General features: G+C 61.5%; 27 protein-coding genes. 9 read left to right on the forward strand and 18 right to left on the reverse strand.

All coding sequences use genetic code 11. The annotated features are described in order from the left end of the window. Positions 1-3: 3 nt before the first annotated feature. Positions 4-1,953, reverse strand: coding sequence for a hypothetical protein (locus tag KBY73_RS11295; RefSeq protein WP_254937194.1), 1,950 nt, complete (start codon positions 1,951-1,953; stop codon positions 4-6). Between the two features lie 126 nt (positions 1,954-2,079). Continuing rightward, positions 2,080-2,343 carry a hypothetical protein gene (locus KBY73_RS11300; protein ID WP_254937195.1) on the reverse strand — a complete coding sequence of 88 codons (264 nt, stop codon included), beginning with the start codon at positions 2,341-2,343 and terminating at the stop codon, positions 2,080-2,082. Between the two features lie 888 nt (positions 2,344-3,231). Here KBY73_RS11300 and KBY73_RS11305 point away from each other — a divergent pair. The 7 genes from KBY73_RS11305 (at position 3,232) to KBY73_RS11335 (ending at position 7,528) form a co-directional block, all read left to right on the forward strand. Further along, complete coding sequence (locus KBY73_RS11305; protein WP_254937196.1) at positions 3,232-3,813, forward strand: sigma-70 family RNA polymerase sigma factor; 582 nt, start codon at positions 3,232-3,234, stop codon at positions 3,811-3,813. Positions 3,814-3,920: 107 nt separating this feature from the next. Further along, the gene (locus KBY73_RS11310) at positions 3,921-4,139 is read left to right on the forward strand and encodes a hypothetical protein (protein WP_254937197.1); all 219 of its coding nucleotides are present in this window, start codon (positions 3,921-3,923) and stop codon (positions 4,137-4,139) included. A 59-nt stretch (positions 4,140-4,198) separates the two neighbouring features. Beyond that, positions 4,199-4,600: a LexA family transcriptional regulator gene (locus KBY73_RS11315; RefSeq protein WP_254937198.1), complete on the forward strand. Its 402-nt coding sequence runs from the start codon at positions 4,199-4,201 to the stop codon at positions 4,598-4,600. 157 nt (positions 4,601-4,757) lie between these two features. After that, entirely contained in the window at positions 4,758-5,081 is a 324-nt protein-coding gene (locus tag KBY73_RS11320; protein ID WP_254937199.1) for a hypothetical protein, read from the forward strand. 258 nt (positions 5,082-5,339) lie between these two features. Beyond that, a complete protein-coding gene (locus tag KBY73_RS11325) occupies positions 5,340-6,269 on the forward strand; it encodes an ArdC family protein (protein WP_254937200.1) in 930 nt (309 codons plus the stop codon). A 371-nt stretch (positions 6,270-6,640) separates the two neighbouring features. Continuing rightward, positions 6,641-6,859: a hypothetical protein gene (locus KBY73_RS11330; protein WP_254931390.1), complete on the forward strand. Its 219-nt coding sequence runs from the start codon at positions 6,641-6,643 to the stop codon at positions 6,857-6,859. A 495-nt stretch (positions 6,860-7,354) separates the two neighbouring features. Then, the gene (locus tag KBY73_RS11335; RefSeq protein ID WP_254937201.1) at positions 7,355-7,528 is read left to right on the forward strand and encodes a hypothetical protein; all 174 of its coding nucleotides are present in this window, start codon (positions 7,355-7,357) and stop codon (positions 7,526-7,528) included. A 104-nt stretch (positions 7,529-7,632) separates the two neighbouring features. On the opposite strand, the gene KBY73_RS11340 is transcribed toward KBY73_RS11335, so the two are convergent. From KBY73_RS11340 to KBY73_RS11350, 3 genes are all read right to left on the reverse strand, one after another. Further along, the gene (locus KBY73_RS11340; protein ID WP_254937202.1) at positions 7,633-7,869 is read right to left on the reverse strand and encodes a chlorophyll a/b-binding protein; all 237 of its coding nucleotides are present in this window, start codon (positions 7,867-7,869) and stop codon (positions 7,633-7,635) included. 131 nt (positions 7,870-8,000) lie between these two features. After that, complete coding sequence (locus KBY73_RS11345) at positions 8,001-8,123, reverse strand: hypothetical protein (RefSeq protein ID WP_254937318.1); 123 nt, start codon at positions 8,121-8,123, stop codon at positions 8,001-8,003. Beyond that, entirely contained in the window at positions 8,120-8,263 is a 144-nt protein-coding gene (locus KBY73_RS11350) for a chlorophyll a/b-binding protein (protein ID WP_094560385.1), read from the reverse strand. Before KBY73_RS11350 ends, KBY73_RS11345 begins: the two co-directional genes overlap by 4 nt. 266 nt (positions 8,264-8,529) lie before the next feature. Here KBY73_RS11350 and KBY73_RS11355 point away from each other — a divergent pair, with 266 nt between their 5' ends. After that, a complete protein-coding gene (locus KBY73_RS11355) occupies positions 8,530-8,700 on the forward strand; it encodes a hypothetical protein (RefSeq protein WP_254937203.1) in 171 nt (56 codons plus the stop codon). A 132-nt stretch (positions 8,701-8,832) separates the two neighbouring features. Here the strand turns inward: KBY73_RS11355 and KBY73_RS11360 are convergent, their stop codons facing one another. From KBY73_RS11360 to KBY73_RS11420, 13 genes are all read right to left on the reverse strand, one after another. Beyond that, the gene (locus tag KBY73_RS11360; RefSeq protein ID WP_254937204.1) at positions 8,833-8,985 is read right to left on the reverse strand and encodes a hypothetical protein; all 153 of its coding nucleotides are present in this window, start codon (positions 8,983-8,985) and stop codon (positions 8,833-8,835) included. 16 nt (positions 8,986-9,001) lie between these two features. After that, positions 9,002-9,262, reverse strand: coding sequence for a hypothetical protein (locus KBY73_RS11365; RefSeq protein WP_254937205.1), 261 nt, complete (start codon positions 9,260-9,262; stop codon positions 9,002-9,004). A 128-nt stretch (positions 9,263-9,390) separates the two neighbouring features. Next, complete coding sequence (locus tag KBY73_RS11370; protein ID WP_254937206.1) at positions 9,391-9,603, reverse strand: Nif11-like leader peptide family natural product precursor; 213 nt, start codon at positions 9,601-9,603, stop codon at positions 9,391-9,393. Between the two features lie 149 nt (positions 9,604-9,752). Further along, on the reverse strand, positions 9,753-10,301 hold the full coding sequence (locus tag KBY73_RS11375; RefSeq protein ID WP_254937207.1) for a hypothetical protein: 549 nt from the start codon (positions 10,299-10,301) through the stop codon (positions 9,753-9,755). A gap of 3 nt (positions 10,302-10,304) precedes the next feature. Beyond that, entirely contained in the window at positions 10,305-10,868 is a 564-nt protein-coding gene (locus KBY73_RS11380; protein WP_254937208.1) for a hypothetical protein, read from the reverse strand. A 137-nt stretch (positions 10,869-11,005) separates the two neighbouring features. Next, a complete protein-coding gene (locus KBY73_RS11385) occupies positions 11,006-11,647 on the reverse strand; it encodes a hypothetical protein (RefSeq protein WP_254937319.1) in 642 nt (213 codons plus the stop codon). Then, on the reverse strand, positions 11,608-12,057 hold the full coding sequence (locus KBY73_RS11390; RefSeq protein WP_254937320.1) for a hypothetical protein: 450 nt from the start codon (positions 12,055-12,057) through the stop codon (positions 11,608-11,610). The genes KBY73_RS11385 and KBY73_RS11390 overlap by 40 nt, the downstream gene beginning before the upstream one ends. 176 nt (positions 12,058-12,233) lie before the next feature. After that, positions 12,234-12,392 (reverse strand): hypothetical protein, encoded by a 159-nt coding sequence (locus KBY73_RS11395; protein ID WP_254937209.1) that lies wholly within the window; start codon positions 12,390-12,392, stop codon positions 12,234-12,236. 311 nt (positions 12,393-12,703) lie between these two features. After that, positions 12,704-13,495: a hypothetical protein gene (locus KBY73_RS11400; RefSeq protein ID WP_254937210.1), complete on the reverse strand. Its 792-nt coding sequence runs from the start codon at positions 13,493-13,495 to the stop codon at positions 12,704-12,706. A 25-nt stretch (positions 13,496-13,520) separates the two neighbouring features. Beyond that, the gene (locus tag KBY73_RS11405; protein WP_254937211.1) at positions 13,521-14,042 is read right to left on the reverse strand and encodes a hypothetical protein; all 522 of its coding nucleotides are present in this window, start codon (positions 14,040-14,042) and stop codon (positions 13,521-13,523) included. Beyond that, positions 14,039-14,467, reverse strand: a complete 429-nt coding sequence (locus tag KBY73_RS11410; RefSeq protein WP_254937212.1) for a hypothetical protein — start codon at positions 14,465-14,467, stop codon at positions 14,039-14,041. Before KBY73_RS11410 ends, KBY73_RS11405 begins: the two co-directional genes overlap by 4 nt. Positions 14,468-14,470: 3 nt before the next feature. After that, positions 14,471-15,424: a major capsid protein gene (locus KBY73_RS11415; RefSeq protein ID WP_254937213.1), complete on the reverse strand. Its 954-nt coding sequence runs from the start codon at positions 15,422-15,424 to the stop codon at positions 14,471-14,473. An 83-nt stretch (positions 15,425-15,507) separates the two neighbouring features. After that, positions 15,508-15,903: a hypothetical protein gene (locus KBY73_RS11420; RefSeq protein ID WP_254937214.1), complete on the reverse strand. Its 396-nt coding sequence runs from the start codon at positions 15,901-15,903 to the stop codon at positions 15,508-15,510. A 95-nt stretch (positions 15,904-15,998) separates the two neighbouring features. On the opposite strand from KBY73_RS11420, the gene KBY73_RS11425 reads away from it, so the two are divergent. Continuing rightward, positions 15,999-16,733, forward strand: a complete 735-nt coding sequence (locus KBY73_RS11425) for a C39 family peptidase (protein ID WP_254937215.1) — start codon at positions 15,999-16,001, stop codon at positions 16,731-16,733. Positions 16,734-16,757 lie beyond the last annotated feature (24 nt).

Genomic DNA, 16,757 nt, shown 5'->3' on the forward strand with positions numbered 1-16,757 from the left:
ATATCAGCCCCCCTGCCTGAAACCTGAGAGGCTCGGATCGACCCCGGCAGGTGGACTGACGAGACAGCGGAAGGGCAGTGAAGTGAAGCTGCCAGCCACTGAGAAGACAAGGCGCCGGGAATCGGAATCATCCACTGATAGATCTCTGTCGGTGCCAAGCAGCTCCATGGAGCCAATCCGCCAGGCCTCTCCTATTCCGGAATCGGCGATGCTGCGGAAGCTCAGGCCAGCCACCGCGGCGGCGGTTCCGCGTCCGTGGCGGATCAGTTCACCCTGGAGCGCCCATGCGCCCCGGCTCTCATCGAACCAGGAGCTGTCACGGTCCAGATGAATCTCCAGGCGTGGCTTTTCGCCCCGTTCAGTAGATGTACCAGAGACCCTGCTCTTCCCGAGATTGAGCATGCGCATCAAAAGATCAGGGCCGCTGCCCGGCGCCTCCACGTCCGCGATTAGCAGTCTCTGGATGACAATCTGACGAAGCTCGGAGCGAAGGCTGCGCAGACGTCCGGCTGAACCGCGCCAGTCGTAGCTCTCCCTCAGGCGCCTAGTCGTTGGCAGCCAATCATCATGGGTGACGGGTTCCGCAGCCCTGAAATATTCCTCGACATCGGCTGGCAGAAGCCCCTGCTTCTCAGTGACTTCCGAGGTGGGAGCGTGAAAGAGGGCACACCCGACCAGCGCGACCGCGCAGTAGGTGCCGCCATCGGCCAGCCGGTTGCCGTCGACGTAATCGACGACCATGCCCGCGCCCCTGATCAGGGCGATGGTGGAACGACAGGGAAGACAGGCCTCCGCCGATGACACCCTCGTCACAGCGAGACGGATAGACGTTTCTCCTGGGTCATGAAGCAGACGGGGGTGTTCCGCAGGACGAATGCGGCGGGGGATCGGGAAACCCGGCACATCCGTGGCGGCGCTATCACCTGGGCTGAGTGCCGACTCAGAGGATGGGCTGGTGCGTGCAGCTGCAAGAAATGGAGCCCATAGTCCATCGATCTCGGCGCGGCAGACGTGGGAAGCGGAACCGTTGCCGGAGCGGAAGACCCTCGCCTGAACCTCTAGGCGCCCCCAGCTGATGGCAGGCCAGAACCATTTGGAGGCGGCCTGAGTGAGGTCGTGACAGAGCTCTTCGGGTTCCCTGATGCCCAGATCGGAGGCCTCCTCTCGGTCCGGCTCGTGGAAGCCAGGTATTAGAAGTGTCGTGCCGGGGGCATTGATGCCGGCTCTGTCGAGGAACAGAGCGGATGCCTCTCCCGGGTCCTGCCAGGAGGACTCCGCAACAGGGATACCATCGCGCAATCCGGGATGCCCCAGATAAGCGCCGTCCAGCCAGGCGCCTTCATCCGTTTCATGGGAAGGAATCTCGCTACGGCCAAAGACCCGCAGACCCTTTCCCTCAATCCCCGAGACACTTGATGAGAACAGAACCGTCAGAAGACGGGAGTGCATCCAGCTGACAGCCTTGCCTAGGCCGAAGCTTCCGCCACGCCCCGCCTCATCTCCGGTCGAAAAATTCTGAACGCAGAGGCGCCTGAAGTTCCCCGTCTCGTCCCAGTCATCCCCGGTCAGCCCTTCAGTGTTGCTGTCACTGATCCGCAGGCAGACGAGTGTGGGGGCCTCCATTGCTTCAAGTCCCGCCTTGAGCGTGAGGGCTGCGCCCCCCATACCCTTGACGGCGCTGATGTGACTTCTCAAGCCCTCCCAGTCGAGGGCCTCGAGCATTCGGTTGCGCTCATCACCACTGATCAGGAGCAGATCGAAAAAGACACGGGCTTTCTCAGCGCCTAAGCGCCTGTCGCAGCTGTTCTGGCAGACCTCCCTCACCAAGGTCTCCAGCAACGGTCGCCTGCGCTGTGCAGACCCACCCTCAAAGAGCTCGGCCGCTGCACTGCCACCGTTAGCACGCCCCTGGCCGAGTGAAGGCGTGGATACCCACTTCAGTGGTGTCGGCATGACCCCTGGCTTAGGCATCGACACTAAATGCAGTATCGGCCATAAGCCGCAATTGGGGGACAGTCCTGGCAAATGGCTTGCACAGGCCCGCTCCAGGCTTTCTGCGGAGGACAGAGCGGATGCCAATTAGTCAAACCAGCCTTCATCGCAAGCCCATGAATAGAGAACACCCTCAAGCTCTTCCAGAGATCCAGTGTGGAGAAGGTTTGCGATCTCAAGTCGGAACGCTCCATCTGAAGCTCGAACAATATGCAGAACTTCTTCACGATCACAGGCCTCTGGCGTGACAGCTTCGTTGTTCCAATAACTGAAGACTCTTTCGCCGGGCGACTCTGGATCAGCCCAAGTAACCCGCAACGTCGCACGGAAGCCTGCAAGGGTAACGACCACGGCTGCTCGCTCAATACAAGCGTACTATAAGACCTGTGGGTGCCGAGCCGCAATATTCTCGCCGTGATGACACTTGCGGAAATCCTCAGAGCGCTCGACGAAGGGCTGCCGGTCCTCTGGCAGAACCCTGGTTACGTGGTCGAACGCTCCGCGGGAGGCGGCACCTGTGTTATCCGCTCACTTTCAACGGGTCATTGCATCTGCTTGACATGGGCGGATGGAATAACACTCAACGGCAAGGAAGACGAGTTTTTTATCGGCCAAGGTTCGACTCTCCCCCCCCGAAGCTGAAGAATGCGGGTGCAACAAGCATCGAGAAGCAAACGCTCAGGCAACCCTGGCTGAAAACGGTTAATGTCCCGCCCCGCGCTGGAGGTGGCGTCCTGCGCTGCGCCCACAACGGCCCTCGCTCACATCCAGACCGCCCGCCGGCTTCATTCCTCTGCCAGCAGCGATGGCTTCCTGCTCTGGCTCAGTGATGAGTGCTGGGGCCGAGGGCGAACTCGGCGTGCTGAGCTCTTAGTAGCCCAGCCTTCTCCGCAGGAGTTGATCTGCTCAGCGAGAGGCAGGCCGAGCAGCCTGAGCCACGTTGATCCCGATGGAGGGCCTGCTGCCCTTCTAAAGGCCGGGGGGCTTCTTCTGGCCCCCTTTCATCCGACTTCAGCGGGGCCCAGCAGCGGCATTACGGATCTGAGCATGGACGCGACTGGCTTGGCCCACTGCTCTGGAGTCGAAGGAACTGGATCGCCACCAGGCCGTCAAACACCCACCTGAATCCCTCGTCCAGTCCTCGCGCTGCGTCAAGGATCGGGCCATGCGCCCCGTTGGGGCGTCCTTGTCACATCCCTGCGGCTGGCCGTTGGGGGTGGGGTTCTTCGCCGTCCCTAGATGGCTGCCCCGCTTTCCCGCTCTGCCCTCCGTGCCCGCGATGCCCTGGTGCTCCAGCACCTGCCTCTGGCTGATGCCGTTGCCTCAGCTGTAGCCCGCCGCTTCTTCCCTTTGGTCGAGCGGGAGGATCTGATCCAGGTAGCCAGAGAAGCCCTGCTCCGTTCAGTGCTGCGCTGTAAAGCAGGCGAGCCTGCAGAGCCCTATCTGCGCCGCTGCATCTCAGGTGCCCTGCAGCATCACCTGCGCGATCGGGTGCGGCTGGTGCGCATTCCACGCCGGCTGCATGAGCAGGGTCAGTGCCCCCTGGGTCACATCAGCCTTGATGGCCACGCCTCTGGCGAGCCTTGCCTGCTCGATCAGCTGGCCAGCCCAGTGCAAGAAGCAGCGGGGCCCGCTGATGATCTGGCGCTGGAGCAGCTAGTAGATCAGCTGCCTGCGCCGCAAGCCACGGCCCTTAGGCTCACCATCCTTGAGGGCCTCTCGCTGCGGCAGGCGGCAGAGCAGCTGCAAATCAGCGCCATGTCGGTGCAGCGGGCCCAGAAGAAAGCGCTTGAGGCTCTGCGGCAGCAGCTGGGGGCCTAGTGCCCAGCCGCTTGGCGCGGAGCCAGGCGCACCTAACCCGTGCGCGCCCCTGCCGATTGCTCTGCCGCACTGACAGCCAATCGCCTGTGGCTTTCTACGGTGCAGCGATGGCCCCAGACCTCAAGCACCCTGCCACCGGCGATTTGATTGTGTTGGCAGGTGATGAGAAGCTTTGGCGGATCGGCTGGCCTGGTGCGCCGGTCCTGGTCGTCACCAAGAGCGGAGCAGGCGGCAACGCCCTCTATCGGCTGGCTGATCCCAAATGCAAAACCTGGAACAAGGTGGGGGACATGAAGCTTGCGCCCTGGCCAGAAGCAGGCAGCTGAGCCGACCCAACACGCCCCGCCAGGAGTAGAACGGCTGTACTGCTGCCACTGCTGGTTTGATGTTGGCCGACCTGCCCATTGGAGAGCCTGTGCCCTTCTGTTTGGGTTCATTGGGTGAGGGCTTGGATCTCCATGCCGCCCTAATTCCTAACCCGGTCTGCACCTTCTACATGCGGGCCAGCGGCAATGGCATGCGCCAGCACGGGATCAATGACGGCGACCTGATGGTGATCGACCGCAGCATTGAACCCTGCTCCGGCCATGTCGTCGTCGTTGCCCACCAAGGCAGCTTCTTGATGCGGCCGCTTTTGCGCCAGGGGGAGCAGTGGTTGCTTGAACCCGTGCGGCCAGGAGAGGCAGCAATTCCTTTGGACCTGGAGGTATTTGATCGCTCAGGGCTATTTGGCGTAGTGGTGCATGCGGTGCATCACCTCAGCAAGCCGCGTCTGCGAAAGATCTGATCAGTCTTGCCTTGACCTGACCTGTGCTGAAGCCTCGCTCTGGCTGGGTCGGCTTCCGGTGGGGCTTACTCCGGGTCCTCTCCATTGTGCTTCCTTCCTGCGTCAGTACGCCTCTGGGATCGGTCCCATCGCTGCGCCACACCTGGCGCCGAATCCCATGGCCACCTATAGCGCCCAGTCCAAGTTCTGCCGGCCAGAAGAAGATCCCTTCCTGCTGCTAGATCGCGCCTCGCGCTCTATCGAGCAGCTGCTGCGCCGTGATCTGCCGCTGCGCCGCACCTGGAGCGAGCAGCCCTATGGAGAAGAGGAAATCACCCTTTTAGAAGAAGAGGTGCTGCCTGCCATCGCTCAGTGCCTGGCACGAATCGATGCCATCGATTCAGCCCTAAGCGCTGCTGGAGAAGAGCTCTATCGCCAAGAGCTATTGGCAGCAGCTCAGAAGCGCCGGGTTCTGCTCCCAGGGGAGGTGGCACTTATCTGAGCTCCTGCAGGCCGCCATATCGGCGGCCTGCTTTATCTCTTTCGCCGCCAAGTGGACCTATCGGTGGTGGTCTGCGGGGCGCACCTAGCGGTGCAGATCTACTGAGCGCACCTCCCGGTGCGACAGAGCCTGGAGGACAAGGGTTTGGTACGCGCAGGGAACTTCAGTGTGCGCAGGTGGCGCAAGGGCTACGCGAGCGGCTAACGCCGCCCTTGCCCTCACCGGCGCGGTCACTTCCAGTCCTTTGCGCCCTATCCAATGGCCGCATCACCAAAGTCACGCAGCAAGAGCTCAGGTCCCTCGCCAGAAGAAGCGCTGGTCCGTGATCTCATCAAGCTCCTAGAAGCTGGCAGCACGCCATGGCGCAAGCCTTGGGATTGCCACACCGGCGGTGTTCACATCAATCTGCTCACAGGCCGTGCCTACCGCGGCAGCAATCCAATCCTTTTGGAGCTCGGCATGTCCATGCGTGGCGCTGAGCTGCCCTTCTGGTGCGGCTTTGGGGAGGCCAAGAAGTTGGGCATCTTCCCCCGCAAAGGCTCAAAGTCCGTCCGCATCCTGCGGCCGCAGCTGCACTCCAGCGAGAAGGAAGTGTCCAATGGCGAGAAGGTGCTGCACAGCTGGGCCAGCTACCGCCCAGTGCCGGTATTCAATGCCTGCGATCTTGAGGGCGATGCCTTGGCTGGCTTGATCGCCGCACGCATGCCAGCCCCAAAGGAGCAGGCCCAAGAGGGACGGCCAGCGATTGAGCCGATCGCCCGCGCCGAGCACGTTCTCTCTGCTTGGCCGGTGCCAGCCAGCTGGGGTGGTGAGCGGGCTTTTTATTCCACCAGCTCCGATCGCATCCAGCTGCCGCTGCGCGAAAGCTTCCACGGGGCGCCAGCGCTCTATGCCACCTGGGGCCATGAGGCCATTCACTCCACAGGCCACGAGTCGCGGCTTAAGCGGGATCAATCCGGCGCCTTTGGCTCCAGCCGCTATGCCCGAGAAGAGCTTGTGGCCGAGCTGGGCAGCGTTCTGCTGGGGCAGCGGCTGCAGATCGGCTGTGAGCTCACCAATCACGCCGCCTATCTCCAGAGCTGGATATCAGTGCTGCGCCAATCCCCAAAAGTGTTGCTGCAGGTGATCAGTGCAGCCCGGCAGGCGGTTGATCTGATCTGCCCAGAGCCAGAAGCTCCAGCCGGCTAGGCCGGTTTCATGGGGCCTCTGGCCCTTTCCCCTGTATGAGCACTCATGCGTGGTTGACACCGGGTGCCTGAAATGCAGGCGCTTCTTTTGCCAGACAGCAGGACCCCATCCCTTGAGGTTTTCTCACCGCCCCCCTACTGCGTAAAGGCAGCACTCAGCTCCTCTTGCTTTGGTTGATCCCTGCCGTAGCAACCGGCAGGCGGAATGAACCAGCACCGTTGGCTTTGGAGCACTGCTGGTAATTCGTCGAGCACCCCTTGCAGGTTGCCCTCACTTGCTCGCAGACGGAAAGGGCTACGCAAGTGGCTACGCCACCCTTGCCTGCTGCTGCGCCGTGGGGCGTGACCTAGGGGTTCCTCGCCAAAATTTCCATGGCAGCTCCACAAGGCCCCGTCTGCAATATCCGCCTGCTGATCGTCCATCGCTATGCGCCCGGAATCAAAAAGAGCGGCGCTGTGCCCTGCACCGTTGAGCACTTCGGGAGGCGCGGTAAGCCCGTCAAGAAGATGCGGCTAATCCCTGCTGAAAAAGCATTTGCCTTTGCCCGCAAGTTCCAGGGCCTCCCCGGCGTCACCGTCTCAGTCTGCTAATCCCCCAGTGGGGGGCCATCGGCCCCCTTCAATTGGGGTGCTGGCTTGGTGGCAGGTCTAGCGGGCAGGGGAGCAGAAGAGAGCAGGAAACAGACCAAAGCAGCGGCCTTTCTTGCTCCACCCGCTCCCGCCTGGTCGGGGTTGCGCGGCGTTTGCGGCCGCTGAATAAACCATGCAATCCGGGCAAGCCGGGCACAGACCTATGGGGCAACAGCGAGCCAGGGGATTCCACCGCTCCCGCCTGGTCGGGTTCCATTGCCCTTTTTGCTCGCTTGTCAGCTGGAAGTAGAGCAGCGGCCTGCCTGCTCCAGCCGCTCGCTCCCGCTCGGGCATTCCGCATAGGCCCGTGCCCGCTGTCGCACCGCTAGGTGCGCTGAGCAGAACCGCCCATTCAGCACCTCAGGTGGGTGGAAGGGGCCCATCGGGTCTGCAAAACCGCTCTCCAGTTTTCCCCGCTTCTCGGGGTGTCAGGTGCGCGTTCTTTGCATCACAGCGATGTTCCCGCTCTCCACCACCATGCAGTCCCTCATTGATGCTTGGGAAGAAGCACAAGTGTCCGGTCAATGGCAGGAGCCCCAGCCCGAGCCCGCCTATCCAGCAGCCTGGTGGCTAATCCAGCTGGAAGAAGAGCACCAAGAGCTCGAGCCTCCACTGCGCTGGTCCGTCTAGCCGGCCAACCGGCGGCCTTGGAGGCCGCCGGTTAATCCATTGGCAACCAACAAAAAAAACCCAGGCAATACCTAGGGGTCAGAAAATAAAAGGCCTGCAGAAGCTCAGAAGCAGAAGGGCAGGAACTGAGTGCGGCAAGCGGCGTAGCCATCAACCAAGGCGCCGAGGCCAATTTGATGGGCGATGCCAAAGCCGGTGAGGCCTTCCACCACGATGCCTGTAACGATGCCAACCATGGCGGCGCGGCCGTTAAACAGTTCAACTTGCTTGAGCTGCTCCATGAGGTTCAGCTGTTCGGTGCTGTCATCAAGCGCTGGGTCGTTAGAAGGAGTGTTGGTCATGGCTTTTGGTGGCGGAACAGTTGCTGGCAAGCAGAAGAAGCAAGAGTTAGAAGCTCAATCGGCAAGATCCGGCTGATTGAGAGCACCAACAATCCAGGCACCGATAAGAACGATGGTGATTGCGGAAATCATCAAACCCTCTTAGCCAGGTCCGTAGGCCGGCTCAGCACGTAGATCGTCATTGCCGAGAGCACAACGGTGATCAGGGCTACGACCGAAATTGCAGTGGTGTAATCGGTTTCCATGACGTTCAACCCAGACCGATTTGGGAAAGGATGCCCTGGCCGGTGAGCAGCTCGGTGCCAAGACCGATCACAAAGCCGAGCATGGCCAGACGGCCATTCCAGGTTTCGGCGAAAGCGACAAACCCGAAGCGAGAAGCGGACTCAGTCATGATTGTGACGAAGTGTTAAAGCCAATGTAACAGGTTGTGAACATGCGATGCAAGGGGCGCCCAGCTCTGGCCTGCTCGGCTACTAGCGACGCTTTCTGTCTGCTCCCACTGACAGGAGCAGCAGCCGCCAGCCGTCACCAGCAGGGTTGATGCAGAGCGCTTTGCCGCAGTCATTGGCGCCCGCTTTGATCTCCATGACAATTGATCATTCAGACCGCAGGCATCTCGCGCTAGCAGCAGAGCTGGTTTCAGGTGAGCAGCAGTCCATGCAGCAGGACCTTGACTACCGGCTTTTGGAATCCACCTACCGTCAATCAGCTGAATACGCAGCGATGGTTCAGCGCTACCCGCTGCTGCGTAGCTGGATCACCGCTTGCGAGTCTTCTGAGCTGGTGGGCCATCCACCTTCGGTGGGCGATGAGCAACAGGCGGCATAAGTTCGCCGAGCCGCTACAGCACCAGCGCCCCCAAGGATTGAGAACTGGAGTTGTGGGAGTTCTGCCGGTGATCAAGGCGAAAGGAGGACCGCCACCGGGGGTGCTGCCCCCGCCCCTGAAAGGGACTAGCAGTTACCCCTCAGCTGAATCCTGAGCAGCGAGGGGATCTGGAAGCCCCTGGGTAATCGCCAGTGCTCGTTTGTAGATGGCACTTGAGGTTGCACCGGCAGCCTCCATGGCGATCCGCATGTTCTGCCAGTAGTGCAGTGTTTTGTCTTGCGTCATGGGAGCTGCTGCGGTGTCAGGCGCAAGCGGCCGCTACGCCGCGGCGCCGGCCGAGCGGTTCGATCCATTCGTTGAGCACAAGCTTGTGCTGAACAAGACGACTAGGCAGGCGGCACCCGAGGTTGATCTGCCCCTCATCTACCAAGCGCCCCAGCCGTAGCGCCAGGGCTTCCTCGTGGCGGGCAAAGGCGCCTTGATGGGAGGCAACCCAGGAGATTTCATGTTCCGTGATCACACCGCTAGAGATCGACTCCAGAAAGACTTCCCCGACTGTCATGAGAGCTGTGTAACGACTTCGTTACATGCTGTCGCGCCCGGCCTCGCTGCGTGGCTCGAGCGGGCTCTGGGGCTGGCTAAGGCAGTGGGCTGACTAGAGCACGCCAGTCCTTGCAGAAGCGTTGGGGCTCAGTAATTGGAGGCTTTATCCGCTCCTTGCACTTCCGCTGCGTTGTGGTGCTCCAGCCAGGCATTCAGCAGGTCGCTTTTTGTCACCCGATAGCCCAGCTGGCGGGCGGTGCGTAGGAGCTCCTGGCGGCTATGGCACTGGCCCAGGACCTGCTGGAGCGCCGGGCTGCTTTCTGCATCAGCCACCAACCGCTCCAGATCAGACCAGCTCATCTACTCAAAGCAGAGATGGGCTCAAGCTCGCGTGAACTGGTGCCTGCTGCCAGGTTCCCTGCGGCACATTGCGGCACATTGGTGCATTGGTGGGGCGTTGCGATCGCAGGAGCGATCTGCTGAGAGCAAATCAAGCCAGTAGCAAGCCCTCAGCTCGCAGTCTTGAGGGCAGCCACCTCTGCCTTGAGGGCCTGCAGCTCATCTAAAAGCGCGCTCACGAGCTTGTCGATATAGCCCTTATTGGTCAGGTCACTGGCCGCAACCGGCGGGTCAGCTGCTGCAGGACAAGAGCCAAAGGTCACCTGGCCGCTGCTGTTCTCAATTCGCCAGGCCGATCTAGAAGACGGCAGCTGGCAGCGAAAGAAGGTGCCGTCGTAGTACAGGTAAACGTCCCGGCCATTGAAGGTTGAAACACCGCCGCTATTGGCAAAGCGCAGCGGGCCGTTCATCACATCGCCAGCCTTATTGACGTAGGTGGTTGCCATCGCAGCGCTGAGCACGCCATCGGCCGTCATGCTCAACCCAGCACCCACCTTGATGCCGCCCAACACCTTGGCCGTCGCTGCGGGCAGGACGTAAAGGGAGGAGGGCACAAACACCTTGGCGTCAGTGCCCAACCTGGCGCTGTTGCCGGCATCAGCCGACACCGCACTCGGACCAGCCGGGCCCTGCAGGTTGGCAGCAAGCGACCAGGCCACCACTCAGCTCAGGGTGTACACGTCGCCCGTGGCGTTATCTAAATACAGATCACCAGGAATCGAACCTGGGATGTCAGCTGCAGGGGCGCCGCTGCCGTTGAACCAGCCCGTACCGCGCGTGCCCTGCACGCCGGCTGGTCCTTCCACGCCTTGAGCGCCAGCAGGGCCTATTTCTCCTTGAATGCCAGCAACGCCTGCAGGGCCTTCAATTCCCTGGGGTCCCTGGATCGAGCCGCCATTCACCCAGGTGCTGCTGGCCGCATCCCATACCTGAAAGGAGTCATCGGCCTGCACGATGTACGCATCGCCCTGGGCTGCACCAGCTGGCAGCTCCGTTTCTGTCGCCACCTGGCCCTTAAAGGTGATGCCCAACCCCGCAGCACCCTGGATGCCCTGCTGGCCTTGAACACCATCAGGACCAATCGGACCCTGGATGCCGGCTTCTCCTTGTGGTCCTTGGACGCCTTGAACGCCATCAGCGCCAGCAAGGCCTTGCACCCCTTGGGCGCCCTGAATGCCTTGCTCACCCTGGGGACCTTTAAGAGAGCCGCCTGCTACCCAAGCCATGGTCAAGCGGGCCAGCAGCCCGGTGTGTCAACAGCAGCTATTGCCGTATCTCACCGCTAGCCGCTAGCAGCTAGCCGCAGCCGCGTTCAGCAAAGCTGCAGGGAGCACAGGCAGGGACGTTGAGCAAGCTGACTGGACTAGAGCGACCCGTAGGGGATCTTGCGCATGGCGCGCACAGGTGAAATAAATATCTTGGGCATCCAAGAGAACAAACCACTATCCATACTCAACACGTAGCAATCACGAGTATCCCTTTCTGATGATGTCCAGTGAATAATTGGTATAAATGCTTCTGAGCCACCCCAGTGAAATGCTGGGTTTAAGCACTGGGCTGGCACGTATGGGGGGAATAGGTAGTCACGCCTTGGCACTGCGTATGGGTTGATCCCATCTCCATAGGCTGGATCAGCTACGTTCGGCGTAGCTGTTGGCTTGAGATGGAAGTAGGCAATCTCCAGCTCGTAGTGCGCTGGCATGTACCAGTCGTCGTAGCCGTTGATATTTAGTGCCGCACACCACTGGGCAGCAGGGTGAACACCATTTTGGATCATCCACTCGGTGTTCGCCCAGCCGTCATGCCTGCTGCCGCAACCACCGCTTGGCCCATAGTCCCTATAGGTCGGGTTATAAGCCTGCGGGTAAACCTCGGGCATGCCGGTATTTGAGCCGCCAGTAGCGCCCGCATCACGCGGCGCGACAATTAGGTAATGGGTGGGGTTGCCATCTGCCGTATGGCTAATCAAGCCAGCAAAGTAACCGCCGCCAATCGGTGCGCCCACCTCTGGAATAACAGGAGCAAGCGGCTCAATGCCAAGCGGCACCCAGGTCCCCTGATTTGCCATATAGGCATGGGGAACACCAGAAAGCACCTGGAAATCACTAGTAGCTGCAGGGCCTTGCGGCCCCGCTGCACCAGTAGGGCCCATGACGCCTTGCACTCCTGCTGGACCGGGATTTCCTGCAGGGCCTTGCGGTCCCTGGGGGCCTTGAGCGCCTTGGCTGCCTTGCACGCCGGGCGCTCCTTGAGGGCCCTGGGGACCTTGAGGGCCAAGGGGACCTTGATCTCCTTGCGGGCCAGCAGGGCCCTCAGCACCAGGCTCGCCAACTGCCCCTGCTGCCCCAGCTGGTCCAGCAGGGCCTGGTGCTCCTGCCGCTCCTTGTGCACCAGCAGCACCAGCCGGCCCGGCAAGGTTGAGCGCTTCTATCCAGCTCATTGACCCTGACCCGCGCCAGAGGTGGCGCTGTCTTGGCTTATGGCTGAATCAAGGGAGCGTGCCTCAAGATTTGGATCCAGCTCAGCCATTGCAGTAGCGGGCGCAGACGCCACTGCCAAGACAGCAAGGTTTCCCCAGCGACCTTCTGCTGCTAGGTAGTACTGCGGCACACCAGCATCAACGCGGAACTCGGTATTACAGGCAGCGCCAGCGGGTCCTGCTTCTCCAGTAGGGCCAGGCTCGCCAGGAGGTCCAGCGACGCCGGGGGGTCCATCAAGGCCAGCAGGGCCAGGTTCTCCAGGTGGACCATCTATGCCAGTAGGACCAACATCACCAGCTAGGCCGGCCACACCTGCAGGGCCACTTTCACCAGCCGGGCCCGCTGGTCCAGCAGGACCCTGCTGCCCTGCAGGGCCTATTTCACCTGCAGGCCCGCTTTCTCCAGCCGGGCCAGCAGCACCTGGTTCTCCGCTTACTCCAGCAGCACCTGCAGGACCTGTTGGACCAACAAGGTTCAAGCTCTGGTTCCAGGGCATCAATCAGCTGCAACGTTGCCGCGCGCACCAAGCGGTGCGAATTTGCGTAGCGCACCTCGCGGTGCGACCTGCTCGCTATTGCCGATCAACCCTCCAGCACATAAAAGTTGCCGCTGAGGTTGTCCAGGTAGTAGTCACCTGGATTAGCACCACTGATCGTCAGCGGCGGTGGTCCAGCACCGTTAAACCACTGAGTGCCGCCGTTACTGCCAGGCGGCATGGCCCAGCTGCCATCAGCACAGAGGAACAAGGCGCTAGAGCCATCGCTGGGCGGCACACCACCAGCACTGCTGCCGCCACTCCAAGGCGTCAGGCTCCACTGCTGGGTTGCGCTGCCGTCGTAGGCACCGCCCGCAATGCCAACACCAGGGATCAACGGCAGCACGCTGCCAGGCGCTGTTCCACCGCCTCCTCCATCGGGTGGTGGGGTGACCTCGGGCTGCCAGATCGGACAGCCCGCCAAGCTCACCAGCAGCGTTGCCGTAACACCGCTGCCGGTGAGCTCTGTTGTGATCGTGTAGTTCCTACGGCTGGTGTAGCCGTGTCGCAGCCGGCCATTGCCATCGCCGCCTACGGGCCAGGGCAGGGTTTCGCTCACCCCATCGCCCCAGTCCACCGTCACCGCATTGGGAGGCGTGGTGCGCGGATTAAGCAGCAGCTCGATCGGGTTTAGGCCGCCCGACTCCGGGCCAGCTGGCTGCCAGCTCAGCTCCAATTCACCAGCTGGGATCGGCGCACGGCCAAACCCGAGCTGCTCCCAGCGCTGCACCTCATTGGACGGCACCCACACCGCCTCACCAGGGCAGCCAGCAGGTGGCAGCAGGCGGATTAGCTGCGCGCTGATGCGACCACTGCTGATCGCAACGCTGGTGCGCATGGCAATGGTCATCTGCTGATCCTCGTTAAATCAGGGGGTCATCCAGCAGCAGATCACTCAGCTGCTGCTCAACCGGTTGCTGCGCCAGTGCCGTGGCCTGCTCCACCAGCTCTGCCTTGGTTTGGCTGCCATCAAGCTCGACGCCATAGACGCTGGAGCAGTGCTCAAGGATCTGCGCCTTGGTCATGGCCTGAAAGTCAGGCGCTGGTACTGGCACTAGCTCGGGCTGGGCTTCTGGCTCGGGCTGAGCGGCTGTTTCGGGCTCTGGTTCCCATTGCGCTTCTGGCACTGCTTCTGGTTCAACAGAAAGCAGTGGCTGAGCTACTTCCTCGGGCTCTGGCGCGAGCGGAGCAATCAGATCGATCCCACCGAGAGGTGGTGAGACAGGTGTACCTGCTGCAGCCTCTTGCAGCTGCCAGCCCAGGCTTTGCCAGCCGCCTAGGTGCACCGGCCATATAAAGCGGTGCTCTGCTCCAGTACTGATCCGCACCATCCCCTCAGGAATGGCTGGATCACTTAGGTCATGGCGCACAGGAGTCACCATCAAGCAGGAATGGTGGCGGTAAGGCCCACGTGCATCCCCTCTGGGGTCTCGGGGCTCACCTCCGCTTTGGCAAAGCAGACCGCTGGCAGGTCCACATCCGCTAAATCAGCAGCATTGAGCTGGATGTCACGTCCACTGATGAACGCCTCCACCCGCCCGCCTTCTGCTGGCAGCGCCACGGTTGCTGCAACTACCCAGCTACCGGTTGTGCCATCACGCAGCACAGGAGCAAAGGAAACCTGAATTTCAACTGGAGCAGCAGAGCCTGGGTTACTTGCTACTACTGAGAAGCGTGACGCTGCATCGAGCTTGGTTGTAAGCAGCACCTCTTCTCCAGAGAGGAAGGTGCGCTCCAAGTTGCGTATTGCGCTGCGGTTGGTCCAGCCCACCAAGGTGGTCTCCGCATCAAGCAAGGGATTGCCGTTCATGGCTCAGTTAGCAGGGGTGATGTTGTAGAGGCGACCAGCAGCGCGGCTCTGCAGCACGGCAAAGCCCACGTACCAATCGACGCGGGTGCGAAACACCGGGGCATCAGGTACCTCGCCCAGGTCGCGCACCGAAATGCCATAGCGACCCTGGAAGGGGCCCTGCAGGCCGGTGACGCCTTGATCACCAAAGGTGCAGCAGTAAATCGAGCTGGTGCCGCCCGCCTCGTCGTAACCCATCACCTCAATGCCCTGGGCATCGCGGTCGACTGTGACGAGCTCGCAGTCCTGGTAGCGGTGCACCGTCATCCCAAAGGAGTTGGTGCTGGTCTGATAAACACCACCACCAATCGAGGCGCGGGCCAGGGCATTGAGCTGACGGCGCATTGCCTTGCTCATCACCAGCACCTTGCTGCCGCCATAGGCATTCACCGAATCGATTAGCTCATCGAGGCGATCGAAATCAAGCGGTGCACCAGGAGCAGTGCTGCTGCCACCGCTGCCGCCACCACTGCCTGCGTTGTCGATTGCCATCGCATCGCCTGGCTGCAGGCGCTTACTGAGGCCGTCAAATGCCCTGGGGTTGGCGCTGCTATCGCCATTGATCACCGTTGCCTCCAATGTCAGGCGCATGGAGCGCACCTTCATCTCGATCTGGCTGGCACGGGCCTCAGGGCCCATCAGGTCGACGATCGAGCGATCCACATCCACGTCACCACCAAATAGGTGCACCGCTTCTGCGCGCTGGTCCACCACGCCATAGCTCTGGGTATAGCCCTCATTGACAGCGCGGAAGCCAACAGATGGCAGCTCCTGTTCTGCGGAATAGAACAGGCCGCTGCCGGCAATATTCATGAACGGCAGCTGGGCGAGCAGTTCGCCCTCTGAAAACGTCTTGAGCACAGCTAGATGCTCAAGTCGGTTTTCGTATTTGGCTGCCTCGATCAAGGTGAGGCCCATGGCATAGGGGGCAGCGCCCCGGGGATGTCAGGGGCTATTGCCGAGCACCTGGCCTCAGCGGCGTTACCCGTTCTCGTCTCTCCTCAGAGTTGCTCCAGCGGGGTCTGCCGGCCTGGAAGTGTTTCGATCGCTAGTTGTCTGCTGCTCTGGTAGCTCTCGAAAACCAGCGCCAGCACCCGGCCGATCAAGGAGCGCGGGCGTTGGCGCTCGCAAGTGGCCGAACTCCAGAGCCGGCGGCTGATCAGCCAGCGCTTGATCGCTTCTGTGAGCCGTCCGCGGCGGCTTGCGAGCCAGAGAGAGCGCTCCAGTTTCTGTCGCCTGAACTTGCGGCGCTGGTGGATCTCATTCATCACGATGCCGTGCAGCTCCCATTCCACAGAGTTGCCACACTTCTCCCTGTAGTGGGCATCGAGCGCCAGCAGCTTCTCGTCGTCGAGATTGCGCGTCAGCTGGCAGTAGAGCTCGTGGCTCTCAGGCATGAGGCACATCAACCGACCTGTCCGACCTGCTCCACAGTCTGAGCTGAAAGACGTGAAGTGGCGGGGCGGCAACAGCAAAGGACTGCCTTGCTGCCATGACCACAACCTCTCCTGCTGCCCAGGCGCCCTTCAGCGGTGAGCGCTGGCAGCAGTTCTGGAATGCCTGGAAGTCAGAGCCACAGCAACTCGAGGGGATTGAGCAGTTGCGGCTCGCCGTGATTGCTGCCGACCCAGCGATCCTCACCGAGGCCGCGCCCTGGCGGCAGACCTTCTCATCGGCACTCCCGGCTCCAGAGACACCAGGCAATGCCAATCCCCTGCCGGTGGCCTGGGAGAACCAGAACGACAACGCATCAGGCACCGGCTACCGGGAGTGTTTCTCCAGTAGCTGCGCCATGCTCGCCCGATATTGGGGCAAGGTCAGCTCGGACGACGAATACAACGCCATCCGCGCCAAGTACGGCGACAGCACAAGTGCAGAAGCCCAGCTCTCGGCCTTGCGCTCCCTGGGGCTGACGGCGAACTTCGCGACCAACGGGGGGCAAGCAGCTTTAGAGCAACAAATCAACCTGGGAAGGCCGGTAGCCGTGGGCTGGCTGCATCACGGTTCTGTATCTGCGCCATCAGGTGGGGGTCATTGGAGTGTGGTGATCGGTTTCACCGAGGCGGTCGCCATTCACAACGACCCCAACGGAGAAGCTGATCTAGTCGCTGGTGGTTACACCGCGAATACCAATGGCGCAGGCCAGCACTACAGCTGGAAGAACTGGAAGCCCCGTTGGGAAGCAGATGGCAAAGGCACCGGCTGGCTGCTCACCTGCCAGCCGTAAGCAGGCAGTGGAAAGGGTTGCACG

Source organism: Cyanobium sp. Tous-M-B4 (assembly GCF_024345395.1).
Lineage (GTDB): Bacteria > Cyanobacteriota > Cyanobacteriia > PCC-6307 > Cyanobiaceae > Cyanobium_A.

Coding starts and splice junctions, on each gene's coding strand:
- KBY73_RS11295 (WP_254937194.1), bottom strand. CDS start 1,953: ATGCCGACACCACTGAAGTGGGTATCCACGCCTTCACTCGGCCAGGGG.
- KBY73_RS11305 (WP_254937196.1), top strand. CDS start 3,232: ATGGCTGCCCCGCTTTCCCGCTCTGCCCTCCGTGCCCGCGATGCCCTG.
- KBY73_RS11310 (WP_254937197.1), top strand. CDS start 3,921: ATGGCCCCAGACCTCAAGCACCCTGCCACCGGCGATTTGATTGTGTTG.
- KBY73_RS11315 (WP_254937198.1), top strand. CDS start 4,199: ATGTTGGCCGACCTGCCCATTGGAGAGCCTGTGCCCTTCTGTTTGGGT.
- KBY73_RS11320 (WP_254937199.1), top strand. CDS start 4,758: ATGGCCACCTATAGCGCCCAGTCCAAGTTCTGCCGGCCAGAAGAAGAT.
- KBY73_RS11325 (WP_254937200.1), top strand. CDS start 5,340: ATGGCCGCATCACCAAAGTCACGCAGCAAGAGCTCAGGTCCCTCGCCA.
- KBY73_RS11330 (WP_254931390.1), top strand. CDS start 6,641: ATGGCAGCTCCACAAGGCCCCGTCTGCAATATCCGCCTGCTGATCGTC.
- KBY73_RS11335 (WP_254937201.1), top strand. CDS start 7,355: ATGTTCCCGCTCTCCACCACCATGCAGTCCCTCATTGATGCTTGGGAA.
- KBY73_RS11340 (WP_254937202.1), bottom strand. CDS start 7,869: ATGACCAACACTCCTTCTAACGACCCAGCGCTTGATGACAGCACCGAA.
- KBY73_RS11350 (WP_094560385.1), bottom strand. CDS start 8,263: ATGACTGAGTCCGCTTCTCGCTTCGGGTTTGTCGCTTTCGCCGAAACC.
- KBY73_RS11355 (WP_254937203.1), top strand. CDS start 8,530: ATGCAGCAGGACCTTGACTACCGGCTTTTGGAATCCACCTACCGTCAA.
- KBY73_RS11360 (WP_254937204.1), bottom strand. CDS start 8,985: ATGACGCAAGACAAAACACTGCACTACTGGCAGAACATGCGGATCGCC.
- KBY73_RS11365 (WP_254937205.1), bottom strand. CDS start 9,262: ATGACAGTCGGGGAAGTCTTTCTGGAGTCGATCTCTAGCGGTGTGATC.
- KBY73_RS11370 (WP_254937206.1), bottom strand. CDS start 9,603: ATGAGCTGGTCTGATCTGGAGCGGTTGGTGGCTGATGCAGAAAGCAGC.
- KBY73_RS11380 (WP_254937208.1), bottom strand. CDS start 10,868: ATGGCTTGGGTAGCAGGCGGCTCTCTTAAAGGTCCCCAGGGTGAGCAA.
- KBY73_RS11395 (WP_254937209.1), bottom strand. CDS start 12,392: ATGGTCCACCTGGAGAACCTGGCCCTGCTGGCCTTGATGGACCCCCCG.
- KBY73_RS11400 (WP_254937210.1), bottom strand. CDS start 13,495: ATGCGCACCAGCGTTGCGATCAGCAGTGGTCGCATCAGCGCGCAGCTA.
- KBY73_RS11410 (WP_254937212.1), bottom strand. CDS start 14,467: ATGAACGGCAATCCCTTGCTTGATGCGGAGACCACCTTGGTGGGCTGG.
- KBY73_RS11415 (WP_254937213.1), bottom strand. CDS start 15,424: ATGGGCCTCACCTTGATCGAGGCAGCCAAATACGAAAACCGACTTGAG.
- KBY73_RS11420 (WP_254937214.1), bottom strand. CDS start 15,903: ATGCCTGAGAGCCACGAGCTCTACTGCCAGCTGACGCGCAATCTCGAC.
- KBY73_RS11425 (WP_254937215.1), top strand. CDS start 15,999: ATGACCACAACCTCTCCTGCTGCCCAGGCGCCCTTCAGCGGTGAGCGC.